The sequence below is a fragment of the Acidovorax cavernicola genome (genome assembly GCF_003581445.1).
This window is the reverse complement of sequence record NZ_QXMN01000001.1, coordinates 577,296-590,902: the sequence shown is the minus strand read 5'-3', so window position 1 is coordinate 590,902 and position 13,607 is coordinate 577,296. Positions and strand designations below refer to the sequence as shown.

The 13,607-nt window shown below is 66.2% G+C and carries 16 protein-coding genes; 10 read left to right on the top strand and 6 right to left on the bottom strand.

The genetic code is table 11. From position 1 onward, the window contains the following. Window positions 1–41: 41 nt before the first annotated feature. Together D3H34_RS02805 and smpB are read right to left on the bottom strand one after the other, a co-directional pair. Entirely contained in the window at window positions 42–560 is a 519-nt protein-coding gene (locus D3H34_RS02805; RefSeq protein ID WP_119551901.1) for an RNA polymerase sigma factor, read from the bottom strand. A gap of 181 nt (window positions 561–741) precedes the next feature. Continuing rightward, window positions 742–1,218: an SsrA-binding protein SmpB gene (gene smpB, locus D3H34_RS02800; protein WP_119551900.1), complete on the bottom strand. Its 477-nt coding sequence runs from the start codon at window positions 1,216–1,218 to the stop codon at window positions 742–744. Window positions 1,219–1,280: 62 nt separating this feature from the next. Here smpB and D3H34_RS02795 point away from each other — a divergent pair, with 62 nt between their 5' ends. Further along, window positions 1,281–1,727 (top strand): type II toxin-antitoxin system RatA family toxin, encoded by a 447-nt coding sequence (locus D3H34_RS02795; protein ID WP_119551899.1) that lies wholly within the window; start codon window positions 1,281–1,283, stop codon window positions 1,725–1,727. Then, window positions 1,727–2,074 (top strand): RnfH family protein, encoded by a 348-nt coding sequence (locus D3H34_RS02790; RefSeq protein WP_119551898.1) that lies wholly within the window; start codon window positions 1,727–1,729, stop codon window positions 2,072–2,074. Before D3H34_RS02795 ends, D3H34_RS02790 begins: the two co-directional genes overlap by 1 nt. A gap of 14 nt (window positions 2,075–2,088) precedes the next feature. Here D3H34_RS02790 and D3H34_RS02785 read toward each other — a convergent pair whose 3' ends face one another. Continuing rightward, entirely contained in the window at window positions 2,089–2,619 is a 531-nt protein-coding gene (locus tag D3H34_RS02785) for a DUF4124 domain-containing protein (protein ID WP_119551897.1), read from the bottom strand. Window positions 2,620–2,747: 128 nt separating this feature from the next. Between D3H34_RS02785 and guaB the strand changes: the two genes are divergently transcribed. The 4 genes from guaB to guaA all read left to right on the top strand — a co-directional run bounded on the left by guaB (window position 2,748) and on the right by guaA (window position 6,692). Then, window positions 2,748–4,217 (top strand): IMP dehydrogenase, encoded by a 1,470-nt coding sequence (gene guaB, locus D3H34_RS02780; RefSeq protein WP_119551896.1) that lies wholly within the window; start codon window positions 2,748–2,750, stop codon window positions 4,215–4,217. 167 nt (window positions 4,218–4,384) lie between these two features. Continuing rightward, window positions 4,385–4,633 (top strand): type II toxin-antitoxin system Phd/YefM family antitoxin, encoded by a 249-nt coding sequence (locus D3H34_RS02775; protein WP_119551895.1) that lies wholly within the window; start codon window positions 4,385–4,387, stop codon window positions 4,631–4,633. An 11-nt stretch (window positions 4,634–4,644) separates the two neighbouring features. Then, window positions 4,645–5,064: a type II toxin-antitoxin system VapC family toxin gene (locus tag D3H34_RS02770; RefSeq protein WP_119551943.1), complete on the top strand. Its 420-nt coding sequence runs from the start codon at window positions 4,645–4,647 to the stop codon at window positions 5,062–5,064. An 11-nt stretch (window positions 5,065–5,075) separates the two neighbouring features. Next, on the top strand, window positions 5,076–6,692 hold the full coding sequence (guaA, locus tag D3H34_RS02765; protein WP_119551894.1) for a glutamine-hydrolyzing GMP synthase: 1,617 nt from the start codon (window positions 5,076–5,078) through the stop codon (window positions 6,690–6,692). 59 nt (window positions 6,693–6,751) lie between these two features. On the opposite strand, the gene D3H34_RS02760 is transcribed toward guaA, so the two are convergent. After that, window positions 6,752–7,372 (bottom strand): porin family protein, encoded by a 621-nt coding sequence (locus D3H34_RS02760; RefSeq protein ID WP_167481105.1) that lies wholly within the window; start codon window positions 7,370–7,372, stop codon window positions 6,752–6,754. Between the two features lie 164 nt (window positions 7,373–7,536). Between D3H34_RS02760 and D3H34_RS02755 the strand changes: the two genes are divergently transcribed. After that, window positions 7,537–8,187 carry a 2'-5' RNA ligase family protein gene (locus D3H34_RS02755; protein WP_350308470.1) on the top strand — a complete coding sequence of 217 codons (651 nt, stop codon included), beginning with the start codon at window positions 7,537–7,539 and terminating at the stop codon, window positions 8,185–8,187. Between the two features lie 11 nt (window positions 8,188–8,198). Here the strand turns inward: D3H34_RS02755 and D3H34_RS02750 are convergent, their stop codons facing one another. Continuing rightward, complete coding sequence (locus D3H34_RS02750) at window positions 8,199–9,464, bottom strand: sterol desaturase family protein (RefSeq protein ID WP_119551891.1); 1,266 nt, start codon at window positions 9,462–9,464, stop codon at window positions 8,199–8,201. 234 nt (window positions 9,465–9,698) lie between these two features. Further along, window positions 9,699–10,631, bottom strand: a complete 933-nt coding sequence (locus D3H34_RS02745; RefSeq protein ID WP_119551890.1) for a LysR family transcriptional regulator — start codon at window positions 10,629–10,631, stop codon at window positions 9,699–9,701. A gap of 128 nt (window positions 10,632–10,759) precedes the next feature. On the opposite strand from D3H34_RS02745, the gene D3H34_RS02740 reads away from it, so the two are divergent. Genes D3H34_RS02740 through D3H34_RS02730 form a run of 3 tightly spaced genes read left to right on the top strand, consistent with a single transcriptional unit; the run spans window position 10,760 to window position 13,512 of the window. Then, window positions 10,760–11,749, top strand: coding sequence for a 2Fe-2S iron-sulfur cluster-binding protein (locus tag D3H34_RS02740; protein ID WP_119551889.1), 990 nt, complete (start codon window positions 10,760–10,762; stop codon window positions 11,747–11,749). 27 nt (window positions 11,750–11,776) lie between these two features. Further along, window positions 11,777–13,033, top strand: a complete 1,257-nt coding sequence (locus tag D3H34_RS02735) for an aromatic ring-hydroxylating dioxygenase subunit alpha (RefSeq protein WP_119551888.1) — start codon at window positions 11,777–11,779, stop codon at window positions 13,031–13,033. Further along, entirely contained in the window at window positions 13,030–13,512 is a 483-nt protein-coding gene (locus tag D3H34_RS02730; protein WP_119551887.1) for an aromatic-ring-hydroxylating dioxygenase subunit beta, read from the top strand. Before D3H34_RS02735 ends, D3H34_RS02730 begins: the two co-directional genes overlap by 4 nt. The last annotated feature ends 95 nt before the right edge of the window (window positions 13,513–13,607 follow it).

The following is a 13,607-nucleotide window of genomic DNA, read 5'->3' as shown; positions in this document are numbered from 1 at the left end:
GGGTGGGGCGGTTCATGGCGGGCGGTCGGTGGTGCTTCACGTCACTTGAGGCGACGCAGGCCAGGGCGGCTGGGCGCGGCGGCGCCGTCCATCAGCTCCTGCAGACGAAGGCGGGCGCGGGAGAGGCGCGACATCACGGTGCCGATCGGGATGCCGAGCACCTTCGCTACCTCGGCGTAGGACAGGTCTTCGAGCGTTACCAGCAGCAGCACGGCGCGCTGCTCTTCGGGCAGTTGCATCAGGCAGCGCTGCAGGTCGAGACCGAGGCCCGGGTCACGGCCTGGGTCGGTTCCGCCTTGCAGCTGCTCGGGTGCCACGTCATCCAGCGGCACGACTGCATGCGGCGGTGGCCGACGACGCACCTGGCTCGCAAAGAGGTTGTGCATGACCGTGAAGAGCCAGGCGCGCAGGTCGCTGCCCACCACCCAGAGCCGCCACTTGCTGCAGGCGCGCTCGAGCGTGTCCTGCACCAGGTCATCGGCCGCCCAGGCATCGCCCGTGAGCGCGCGCGCATAGCGGCGCAGGCTCGGGATGTGAGCGATCAGCAGGCGGGCGTCCATGGGCGACGAAGGCAGGGCGCCTCAGCGCCCCGTGGACCCGGCGATGGAACGGACAAGAGCAGGGAACAGCGGCATGGAACACTCCTGGGCGATGGTGTCGTCACCGGCACGGTCCGATGTCGACAGCCGCATAAACGCCACGGTAGCGTCTTTTATTCCCTGCGCGCGAAAAGAAAAAGAATCAGCGGTTGCGGCTCTTCATCGCGCGCTCGACTTCGCGCTTGCCTTCGCGGTCCTTGATGGTGTCGCGCTTGTCGTGCTCGGCCTTGCCCTTGGCGAGCGCGATCTCGCACTTTACTTTGCCGGCCTTCCAGTGCAGGTTCAGCGGCACCAGCGTGTAGCCCTTTTGTTCGACCTTGCCGACCAGCCGCTTGATCTCTTCCTTGTGCAGCAGCAACTTCTTGGTGCGGATCGAGTCAGGATTGACGTGCGTCGAAGCGCTCTTGAGCGGGTTGATCTGGCAGCCGACCACGAACAGCTCGCCGTCGCGGATCACCACGTAGCCGTCGGTGAGCTGCACCTTGCCTTCGCGCAGCGATTTCACTTCCCAGCCTTCGAGGACCATGCCGGCCTCGAAGCGTTCTTCGAAGAAATAGTTGTAGGCGGCCTTCTTGTTGTCGGCGATGCGGGAGGAGGTGTCTTGTTTCTTGGTGGCCATGGCTCGAGAAGATGGGGGCGCATGGCTTCAATACAATCCGTCGCGCACGCTGTGCCGATTCTATGAAAACAGTCCACAAGTCCGTCCTCATCTGGTACAGCGCCGAAGAAATGTACGCGCTCGTCACCGATGTGGCGAAGTACCCGCAGTTTCTGCCCTGGTGCGACAAGTCGCGTGTCATCGAGCAGGACGAAGGCGGCATGACCGCCGAAGTCGGCTTGGCCTTCGCCGGGCTGCACCAGAGTTTCACCACCCGCAACACCCACATCCCTGGCCGCGAAGTGCAGCTGAAGCTGGTCGACGGCCCGTTCTCCAACCTCGACGGCACCTGGAAATTCCACCCCGTGGGCGAGCAGGGTGAGCGCGCCTGCCGCGTCGAGCTGCAGATGAGCTACGGCTTCAGCAACTTCGCGCTGCAGGCCCTGGTGGGCCCGGTGTTCGACACCATCGCATCGAGCCTGGTCGAAGCCTTCGTCAAGCGCGCCGAGCAGGTCTACGGCGAAGGCTGATGCAAGGCGGGCGCATCGAGGTCACGCTGAGCTGCGCGCCCGCGGCGCGCGAAGTGTTCGAGCAGGTCCTGCAGCTCGCGCCTGACACTGTGCTGAGCGAGGCGGTGAAGGCCAGCGATCTCATGCAGCGCTTTCCCGACCTGGACTGGCGGCACACCATGACGCCGGGTGTCTGGGGCAGGGCGGTGGCGTGGGACCAGCCGCTGAAGGATGGTGACCGCATCGAGCTGTGCCGTCCGCTCACGGTCGATCCGAAGGTGGCGCGCCGTGAGCGCTTCCAGCGCCAGGGAGCGCGCGGCACGGGCCTGTTCGCGAACAAGCGCAAAGGCGGCAAGGACGGCTACTGAGCCACGGCGCCGGCTTACTTGCAGTCGCTGTCAATGACCGTTTGAGCGCGCTTTTGCGCGTCGGCACGTGCGGCGTCGTCCATGAACTCGCGTTCGCCCTTGGCATTGACCTTGGCAATGCGGATGCCGCTGTCGATCGTGTTCTTGTTCTCGCGCGCACGGGCGCAGTTGTCGGCCTTGGCTTTGGCGATCTTTGCTGCTTCGGCGGCTTCCTTGGCCTTCTGCTCGGCCTCGGCTTTTTTTGTCTTTTCTTCGAGTTCCTTGTCAACGCCCGTGGGCTTGGGCGGCGCGGTGCCTTCGCGGGCCTTGGGCGCCGCAGCAGTCGCGTCGGTACCGCCTTCGGGGGCTGGCGTGACAGGCGCTGCTGCGCGGGTGGACGGCGAGGGGCCGGCGCGGCGCAGGATGTTCTTTTCGGGGATGTCGGTGGGCGGCGGCTGGTCGCTGAAGACCTTCTTGCCGCTGTTGTCGACCCATTGCCATTGCGCGCTCGCCGAGAGCGGCAGCGCGCACGCGCAACCCAGTACCAGCCAATGCAGGAGATTCATGCGCGGAGTTTAGCTGCGCCTTACTTTTTGCAACATCCGGAATGGGCGGTTTTGCAACGGTCGGAAAGAACCCGCGCCGGCGAAGCGGGCGGGGGCCTCGTTACAATCCGTCTTTTGGAGCCTCACCCATGCGCCTTCTCGGCAAAGCGCTCACCTTCGACGACGTGTTGTTGGTGCCAGCGTTCTCCCAGGTCCTGCCCAAGGACACGTCCCTCGCCACCAAGTTCTCCCGCAACATCACGCTGAACCTGCCGCTCGTCTCGGCGGCCATGGACACCGTGACCGAAGCGCGCCTCGCGATCGCCATCGCGCAGGAGGGCGGCATCGGCATCGTGCACAAGAACCTCACCGCCCAGCAGCAGGCTGCCGAAGTGGCCCGCGTGAAGCGTTACGAGTCGGGCGTGCTGCGCGACCCGGTGGTCATCACGCCGACGCACTCGGTGCGCCAGGTGATGGCACTGTCCGACCAGCTCGGAATCTCGGGCTTCCCGGTCGTCGACGCCGGCAAGGTGGTCGGCATCGTGACGGGGCGTGACCTGCGCTTCGAGAGCCGCTACGACGTGCCCGTCAGCGAAATCATGACGCAGCGCGACCGGCTCATCACCGTGCCCGACGGCACCACGCTGGCCGAGGCCAAGGCGCTGCTGAACAAGCACAAGCTCGAGCGCCTGCTCGTCATCAACGGCGACTGGGAGCTCAAGGGCCTTATCACCGTCAAGGACATCACCAAGCAGACCAGCTTCCCCAACGCCGCACGCGACGCCAACGGTCGCCTGCGCGTGGGCGCGGCGGTGGGCGTGGGTGACGGCACCGAGGAGCGCGTCGAGGCCCTGGTGAAGGCCGGCGTCGACGCCATCGTGGTCGACACCGCCCACGGCCACAGCGCCGGCGTGATCGAGCGTGTGCGCTGGGTCAAGAAGAACTATCCGCAGGTCGACGTCATCGGCGGCAACATCGCCACCGGCGACGCCGCACGGGCACTGGCAGACGCCGGCGCCGACGCGGTCAAGGTCGGTATCGGCCCGGGCTCCATCTGCACCACCCGCATCGTGGCTGGCGTGGGCGTGCCGCAGATCATGGCGGTCGACAGCGTCGCCACCGCCCTGCAAGGCACGGGCATTCCGCTGATCTCGGACGGCGGCGTGCGCTACTCAGGCGACATCGCCAAGGCCATCGCCGCTGGCGCCAGCACCGTCATGATGGGTAGCATGTTCGCCGGCACCGAAGAGGCGCCGGGCGAAATCGTGTTGTACCAGGGCCGCAGCTACAAGAGCTACCGCGGCATGGGGTCCATCGGCGCGATGCAGCAGGGCAGCGCCGACCGGTACTTCCAGGAGTCGACCACCGGCAACCCCAACACCGACAAGCTCGTGCCCGAAGGCATCGAAGGCCGCGTGCCCTACAAGGGCTCGATCGTCTCGATCGTCTACCAGATGGCCGGCGGCGTGCGCGCCAGCATGGGCTACTGCGGCTGCGCGACCATCGCCGACATGCAGAACAAGGCCGAGTTCGTCGAGATCACCACGGCCGGCATCCGTGAGAGCCACGTCCACGACGTGCAGATCACGAAGGAAGCGCCGAACTACCGCGCTGAGTAAATAGGGCCCCCACGCGCCCCCACTGCGTGTGGGGCGCTGCCCCCCAAGGGGGCCGCAGGCCGCCTTGGGGCGGCCCGGCGCCGGCCTGAAGCCCAATCTGGCCAGACCTTGAAAGTCAGGCCAGACTTGGCTTAGAATTTGGGCCAGATTCAAATTTTCTGGCCCAAATGCAATCCATCGGCATCGCTGAAGCCAAGAACAACTTCTCGGCCCTGATCGACCTGGTCGAAAAGGGCGAAGAGGTTCGCATCACCCGTCACGGCAAGGAAGTCGTGCGCATGCTCCCGGTGCGCCGCAAGCCCGTCATCACCGACGAGCAGATCGCGCGCGAACTGGGCCAGATCGACGCACTTCACGCCAGCATCCAGCCCGGCCTGCCACTGCGCGCCCTGCGCGAAGAAGGGCGCCAGTCGTGACGGCCTTCGTCATGGACGCCTCGGTCACGGCCGCCTGGCTGTTGCCCGACCACGCTAGCGAACACACCCGCAAGCTCTACGCCGCCATTCGCCGCGACGAGGTCGAGCCGCAGGCGCCCAATGCCTGGCAGTGGGAATGCGCCAACATCCTCGCCAACGGCGTGCGCACGGGCCGCATTCCGTCGTCAGCCGTCGAGGGGCTGTGGAGCGTGCTCGACGCCATCCGCCATCGCGTCGAATTGCACGAGCTGGCGCCGGCCCAGCATAAGGCCGTGCTTGCTGTTGCCATCGATGCGGGCGTCTCGCTCTACGATGCGGGCTATCTCTGGCTCGCGAAATCGCTCAACCTCCCGCTCGCCACCTTCGACGAGCAACTCATCCAGGCCGCGCCCAAGGCGGGTGTCCGGCTGTTCGACATTTCAACGCTCTGAGTCCTTTCGCCATGCAACACGACAAGATCCTCATCCTCGATTTCGGCTCGCAAGTCACCCAGCTGATCGCACGTCGCGTGCGCGAAGCCCATGTGCTGAGCGAGGTGCATCCCTGCGACGTCACTGACGAATGGGTGCGCGAATATGCCGCCGACGGCCACCTCAAGGGCGTGATCCTCTCGGGCAGCCACGCCAGCGTGTACGAAGAGACCACCGACAAGGCCCCGCAGGCCGTGTTCGACCTCGGCGTGCCGGTGCTGGGCATCTGCTACGGCATGCAGACCATGGCGCACCAGCTCGGCGGCAAGGTCGAGGGTGGCCACAAGCGCGAGTTCGGCTTCGCGGCCGTGCGCGCCCATGGCCACACCGCGCTGCTGAAGGACATCGCCGACTTCACCACGCCAGAGGGCCACGGCATGCTCAACGTGTGGATGAGCCACGGCGACAAGGTCACCGAGCTGCCGCCCGGCTTCAAGCTCATGGCCAGCACCGACAGCTGCCCCATCGCCGGCATGGCCGACGAGGCACGCCGCTACTACGCGCTGCAGTTCCACCCCGAAGTCACGCACACCGTGCAGGGCAAGGCCATCATCGACCGCTTCGTGCTCGGCATCTGCGAAGCCAAGCCCGACTGGGTCATGCGCGACCACATCGCCGAAGCCGTCGAGAAGATCCGCGAGCAGGTGGGCGACGAGGAAGTCATCCTCGGCCTGTCGGGCGGCGTCGATTCGAGCGTGGCCGCCGCGCTGATCCACCGTGCCATCGGCGACCAGCTCACTTGCGTGTTCGTCGACCACGGCCTGCTGCGCCTGAACGAAGGCGACATGGTCATGGAGATGTTCGAAGGCAAGCTGCACGCGAAGGTGATCCGCGTCGACGCCAGTGACCTGTTCCTCGGCAAGCTCGCCGGCGTGAGCGATCCCGAAGCCAAGCGCAAGATCATCGGTGGCGAGTTCGTGACCGTGTTCAAGCAGGAAGCGGCCAAGCTCAAGGCGGGCGGTGGCGGCCACAAGGGCGCGACCTTCCTGGCGCAGGGCACGATCTACCCCGACGTCATCGAGTCGGGCGGCGCCAAGAGCAAGAAGGCCGTCACCATCAAGAGCCACCACAACGTCGGCGGCCTGCCCGAACAGCTCGGCCTGAAGCTGCTGGAACCGTTGCGCGACCTGTTCAAGGACGAAGTGCGCGAACTCGGCGTGGCCCTCGGCCTGCCGCCCGAGATGGTCTACCGCCATCCGTTCCCCGGCCCGGGCCTGGGCGTGCGCATCCTGGGCGAAGTGAAGAAGGAATACGCTGACCTGCTGCGCCGCGCCGACGCGATCTTCATCGAAGAGCTGCGCAACTTCACCGACGAATCGGGCAAGACCTGGTACGAACTCACGAGCCAGGCCTTCACCGTGTTCCTGCCCGTGAAGAGCGTGGGCGTGATGGGCGACGGCCGCACCTACGACTACGTCGTCGCGCTGCGCGCCGTGCAGACCAGCGACTTCATGACCGCCGACTGGGCCGAGCTGCCGTACGCGCTGCTCAAGAAGGTGTCGGGCCGCATCATCAACGAAGTGCGCGGCATCAACCGCGTGACCTACGACGTGTCGAGCAAGCCGCCGGCGACGATCGAGTGGGAGTGAGTTCCTGAGCAAAGAAAAAGGCGCCGCGAGGCGCCTTTTTCATAGGGCACGGTCTGCGATCAGAAGTTCGCCTTCAGACCCACCGTGAACATCCCGCCCTTCGCCTGCTTCGACAGCTTGCCGAAGTGGTCGTAGTCGGCCGTGATCGCCAGGTTCTGCGTCATGCGGTACTCGGCGCCCACGCCGAACATCAGGCCCGTGCTGCTGCCCGAGAGGCGCTGGTTGACCGGTGCCCAGTTGTTGTCGCCGGAGACGCGTCCGCGTGCCACACCCAGGCGACCGTTGATGGCGAAGGCGTCGCCCAGCGGCATGCGGGCGGTGGCGGCCGCGTAGAAGACCTGGCCGGTGCCGCTTTGCAGCCTGGAGTTGCCGTAGCCGTAGGTCGGGCTCCACTGGCTCACGCGGCCGAGGCGGGCGTAGCCGCCTTCCACGCCGAAGTGTTCGGTGAAGCGATAGCCGCCGTACAGCTTGTAGGCCGTGCCGCTCTTGCTGGCCTTCTGACCGCCCCATGGCACCGTCACGGGCATGCGGTTCGAGGACGACAGGCTGTAGCTGGAGCGGCCGATGGCGCCGCCGACGTACAGCCCGGTGTCCTTGTCGGGACCGGCGGCGTAGGCGCCGATGGAAGCGGTGCCGAGCCAGAGGGCTGCGAGTGCGAGGCGGGCTTGCGTTTTCGTCAAGATGAAATCCTTGTTGGTTGATGGATGGAATCCGTGGATGAACGGCGATTCGTCGAGCGGCACGCTTGTTGTTGTCCGCCTTGCCGCTACCGTGCGACGATTCTCAAAAACCAAGCTGAAGACGAGCTTCGCGTTTGCTGAAGGTCTCATGAAGCCCCCTTGCCATGGGCGATGATCGACACATGTCAGCACAGCTTCTTCTTCCTGGAATCGATCCCCCGCCGCGGCCCCTGCCGCGACCGCGCGGCACCAAGGCACCTCGCAAGGCGCCGCTGCCGCACTCGCTTTTCTTCGCACTGCTCCCCGACACGCAAGACGCCGCGACGATCGCCGCGTTCGGCGAGCGCATGAACTCACTACACGCCCTGAAAGGCTCAGTGGTCGACGCAGACCGCCTGCATGTCACGCTGTTCGACCTCGGCGACTACGAACAGGTGCCCGTCGACAAGGTGGCCCAGGCGTCGAGTGCGGCCGCCGCGGTGCCCGTGCCGGCGCTCGATGTCGTCTTCGAGAAATCCATGAGCTACGCGAAGGGCGCGTTGGTGCTGTGCGCCGACGATGAGGAGAACGTCTCGGCCCTGCGAGCATTCAGGCAGCGCCTGGGCGAAGCGCTGGCCGATGTCGGCCTGAAGCCCTCACGCGCCTTCACGCCCCACATGACCATCGCCTATGCGCGGCGCAAGCTCGAGCGGCATGCGCTCGAAGCGCCCGTGCGGTGGGCCGCCCATTCGCTGGTGCTCATCGACAGCCACGTGGGCGAGGGCGTGCACGAGGTGCTGGGGCGGTGGCCTGTGGCATCGCTACAGGCCGCCTGAGAGCCTTCGGCTCAGCGGTTCTCTCGGCGCTCCTGGCCCGCTTCGTCCGTCCAGCGGCCCGACCAGAGAAACGGAAACACCTGCTGCGCCCAGAAACCCTTGAAGACGTAGTCGCCCACCACGCCGTAGCGCTCGGGCCAGACCTTGTTCTTGTCGGCCTTCACGGCCGTGCCGAAGAGGTAGTCCCAGAAGGCGAAGTGCGCGGCGTAACAGCGGTCGAGGCCTTCGGCGTCGCGACTGTGATGCCAGTGGTGGAAGTTGGGCGTGACGATCAGGTAGCGCAGCGGTCCGAGCCGCACCGACGCGTTGGTGTGGTTGAACACGGCCTGCGCACCCGCGATGAGGATGTAGACGTTGATCACGCCTTGCGAGAAACCGAGCAGGAAGGCCGGCGCGAGGATCACCACGGTCGACAGCACGGTCTCGATGCCGTGCGTGCGGCTGCCCGAAATCCAGTCCATGTGCTCGGCGCTGTGGTGGATGGCATGCAGCCGCCAGCCAATGGCGGTCTCGTGATAGAAGCGATGCAGCCAGTAGCGGGCGAAGTCGGTGATCAGCATCAGCAGAAGCAGGGCCGCACCGAAGGGCAATTGGCCGATCCAGCCGCGCAGGCTTTCCTGCGCGTGCGGGTGGACCGCAGCGAACATGCCTGTCATGCCATACAGCGCCGCGTAGACCAGGAACAGCGTCACGCCCACAAGCAGGTGGCCGGTCACGAAGTACATGAAATCGGTCTGCCAATCCTTGCGGAAGATGGGCATGTCGCGCTTCAGCGGCCGCAGCTTCTCGATGGTGGTGAAGAGCAGCGTGGTCGCCAGCAGGTCGAAGATGAACCAGTCGATGCCCAGATACGGAACGCTCGCCGATAACGCTCCCACCGGCAGCCATTGCGCACCGCTGGAGCTTCCCAGGCGCGAGCCCACCACCGCGCAGGCGAGCCAGAAGAGTGCCCAGCCGGAGAGCCGGCGCACACGGTTCAGCACGATGTTGGTGAGCGCGAGTGCGCCTGATACCACCATGGCCGCCAGCAGCACGAACCGCATGGCATCGAAGCTCAGGTACTCGCGCACCTTCGGTGTGGTGAGGTAGTCGGGAAACTGGAACATCAGCACAGCCAGCAGGCTGAAGTCGGCCAGCACGAGGGCGATCAGTCCGCTGATCATGCCTTTGCCTGGGCGCAGCGGCCCATGGGAGAGCGCGAGACGGACGCCCTTGCCGACCTCTTCTGAAAGGTCTTCGTGGATGCGCTTGAGCGCGGACGGGGTGGGTGGAATCATGCGTTGCTTTCTTCTCCGGACCGGCCGGCACCGACGGGCACCGTGGGAGCGCGCGGGCGGGGTTGTATCTCGCAGGTCGTCGGCGCGGCGCCTGCGGGTGCCGATCTGGAACGCGGGAGCGCGCCATATGTCACGCATGGCGAGACTGCCGGCGAACGCCACGTATCGTGCGCGCCAGAGTTCACATGGGCGTCACGAAGGTGAGTTCGGTTTTGCTTTGTGAGCAGCCTCGGCTCAGGCGGCCGAAGCGCCTCCGTCGCCGTCCGCAAAGGTATCGAACAGCACCCCCCGCAGCCACTGATTGCCCGGGTCGCGGTGCACCTTCGCATGCCAGAACAGGTTGATCGCGATCTGCGGCAGCGCCACCGGGTGCGGGCGCCACACCAGCCCGAAAGGCTCGGCGATGCTGCGGGCCAGGCGCTCGGGCACGGTCGCGATCATCTCGCTCGATTGCAGGATGTGCCCGATGGCCACGAAGTGCGGCACCTTGAGCCGGATGCGGCGCTGGATGCCCTGCGCGGCCATCACGTCGTCGGCCTTGCCGTGGCCCGTGCCGGCGGCCTGCACCTGCACATGATCGGCCGCGCTGAAATCCTTCAGTGACACGCTGCGCTTGCGCGCCAGCGGATGCGCGCCGGAGAACAGGCACACGTAGCGTTGCAGGAACAGTCGGCGCTGGAACACGCCCGACTTGAGCTGCGGCAGCAGGCCGATGGCGATGTCGACGTGGCCGGATTCCAGCTCGTCGCGCAGGTTGGTCGCGGTGTTGTTGCGCAGCGTGCTGATGGTCACGCCCGGCGCGGCGACCGAAAGCGTTTCCATGAGCCGCGGGGTGAAGTAGATCTCGCCGATGTCGGTCATGGCGAGCGTGAAGCTGCGCGTGCTCGTGGCGGGGTCGAACACCACCTGCTGGTTGAGCGCCGTGTGCAGCGCGCCCATCGCGTAGGCCACGGGCTCGGCCAGTTGCAGCGCGAAGGGCGTGGGCTCCATGCCGCGCGCGGTGCGCAGGAAGAGCTCGTCACCCAGCAGCTTGCGCAGGCGCGCCAGCGCGTTGCTGATGGCGGGCTGCGAGAGGCCCAACGACTCGGCCACGGCCGACACGCGCTTCTCGGCCAGCATGCGGTCGAACACCAGCAGCAGGTTGAGATCGATGTCCTTGAGTTGCATCGCGCACCTTTATTCATGTGGGTGATACAGCCGATTCACCGGATTCTATTGGTCAATTTTCAGGGGCCGCGCATCATCCGTCCCCAGAGACAAGCCGGCCCTGCCGCCGGCGCAAAGAGAGCCCGACGATGGACCTGCACATTCACCCCCTTGCCCGCACCCTCGAGGTCCGCCCCGGCGCGAACCTGCTCGAGGTGCTGCGCGAGCACCAGGTGCCGGTGTCGTACAGCTGCATGTCGGGGCGCTGCGGCACCTGCCGCTGCAAGGTGGTGTCGGGCCAGGTGCTCGACGGCGGCCAGAACGCGATCCGGCCGGACGGGCAGGGCGAGCGCTACGTGCTGGCCTGCCAGAGCACGCTGACCGAGAGCTGCGCCATCGAGATTCCCGAGCCCGACGAGGTGGTGGTGCACCCGGCCCGCGTGCTCAAGGCCACGGTCGCGGGCATCGACGTGCTCACGCACGACATCCGCCGCCTGCGCCTCAAGCCCAACAAGCCGCTGGAGTTTTCGCCGGGGCAGTACGCGCAACTGCAGTTCGGCCCTGAGCTGGCGCGGCCGTATTCGATGGCCGGGCTGAGCCGCGACGCGGAGCTCGAGTTCCACGTGCGCCGCGTGCCGGGCGGCCGCGTCACCGCGCACATCTTCGAACAGCTGCGCGTGGGCGACACCGTGCGCGTGAGCGGCCCGCTGGGCACCGCCTACCTGCGCACCAAGCATCGCGGGCCGATGCTCTGCGCGGCAGGCGGTACGGGGCTGGCGCCGATCCTGTCCATCGTGCGCGGCGCCGTCGCGGCCGGGCTGATGCAGCCGATCCATCTCTACCTCGGCGTGCGCTCCGACGCCGACGTGTACGGCCTGCCCGAACTGCGTGAACTGCAGGCGCTGCACCCGGGCCTGAAGGTGCACGTGGTGGTGGTCGCCGGCCCCGCACGCGACGGCCAGCGGCTGGGGCTCATCACCGATGCGATCCGCGCCGACCTGCCGGCCAACCTGGAAGGCTGGCGCGCGTACCTGTGCGGCTCGCCGCCCATGGTGGAGGCCGCGAGCAGGCTGGTGCAGGCACATGGCTTGGCGCCCGAGCAGACGCATGCCGATGCCTTCTATCTGCAAGGCACCTGAAGAACCGAAAAGAAAAGGAGACCCGCGATGACCACGCCAGCCGTGTTCCCCATCGAGCTGCGATGGGAGAACGACAAGACCAGCCGCATTCCCTTCATGGCCTACACCGACGAGGCGCTGCACAAGAAGGAGCTGCAGCGCTTCTTCTATGAAAAGCACTGGTGCTACGTCGGACTGGAAGCCGAGATCCCGAACCCGGGCGACTTCAAGCGCACCGCCATCGGCGAGCGCTCGGTCGTCATGTCGCGCGACGAAGCCGGCGCCATCCACGTGTTCGAGAACGTCTGCGCCCACCGAGGCATGCAGTTCTGCCGCGAACGCCATGGCAACAAGAAGGAATTCGTCTGCCCCTACCACCAGTGGAACTACACGCTCAAGGGCGACCTGCAGGGCGTGCCGTTCCGGCGCGGCGTGAAGCAGGACGGCAAGGTCCACGGCGGCATGCCCGCCGACTTCAAGACCGAGGACCACGGGCTGAACAAGCTCAAGGTGGCTTCGCGCGGCGGCGTGGTGTTCGCGTCGTTCGACCATGACGTCGAATCGTTCGAGGACTTCCTCGGCCCCGACATCCTTCATTACTTCGACCGTCTGTTCGACGGCCGCAAGCTCACCATCCTGGGCTACAGCCGTCAACGCATCCCGGGCAACTGGAAGCTCATGCAGGAGAACATCAAGGACCCGTACCACCCGGGCCTGCTGCACACCTGGTTCGTGACCTTCGGGCTCTGGCGTGCCGACAACAAGTCGGAACTGAAGATGGACGCGCGCGGCCGCCACGCCGCCATGATTTCCACGCGCGGCAGCGCCGGCAAGGCCGCGCAGGTGACGCAGGTGTCGAGCTTCAAGGAGAGCATGCAGCTCAAGGACCCGCGCTTCCTCGACATCGTGCCCGAGCCCTGGTGGGGCGGGCCGACGGCGGTGATGATGACGCTGTTCCCGAGCCTCATCCTGCAGCAGCAGGTCAACAGCGTGTCGACGCGGCATATCCAGCCCGTGGGCCACGATGCCTTCGATTTCGTCTGGACGCATTTCGGCTTCGAGGACGACACGCCCGAGATGACGCAGCGCCGCCTGCGCCAGGCCAACCTGTTCGGCCCGGCGGGTTTCGTGTCGGCCGACGACGGCGAGGTGATCGAGTTCTCGCAGGAAGGCTTCGAGCAGAAGCCCTATCACCGCACGCTGGCCGAGTTGGGCGGGCGCGAGGTCGAGAACACCGACCACATGGTGACCGAGACGCTGATCCGCGGCATGTACCGCTACTGGCGCGAGGTGATGGACGCATGACTACGCTCGACACCTCCATGTACCTTGACCTGTCGCGCCTGTATGCGGCGTATGCGCACGCGGTCGATTCGGGCCAGTGGGACCTGTGGCCCGCCTTCTTCGTCGAGCAGTGCAGCTACCGTCTGCAGCCACGCGAGAACCACGAGCGCGGTCTGCCGCTGGCCACGCTCTCGTTCGAGAGCCGGGGCATGCTCGAAGACCGCGTCTACGGCATCAAGGAGACGCTGTTCCACGACCCTTACTACCAGCGTCATGTGGTGGGCCTGCCCATCGTCCATGCGGTGGACGACGACGGCACGATCCACAGCGAGGCCAACTACGCGGTGTTCCGCACCAAGCTCGACGGGCCTTCGACCGTGTTCAACGTCGGGCGCTACATCGACAAGGTCGTGCCCACACCCGAGGGCTTGAAATTCGCGTCGCGCCTGTGCGTGTTCGACAGCGAAATGATCCCGAACTCCATCATCTATCCGATATAGGGCTCACCCCCAGGCTTGCCCACTTCGTGTGGCCTCCAACCCCCTTTCAGGGGGCAATACCAGCGGCCCGGCAAAGCCGGTTCCGCGGTATTCCA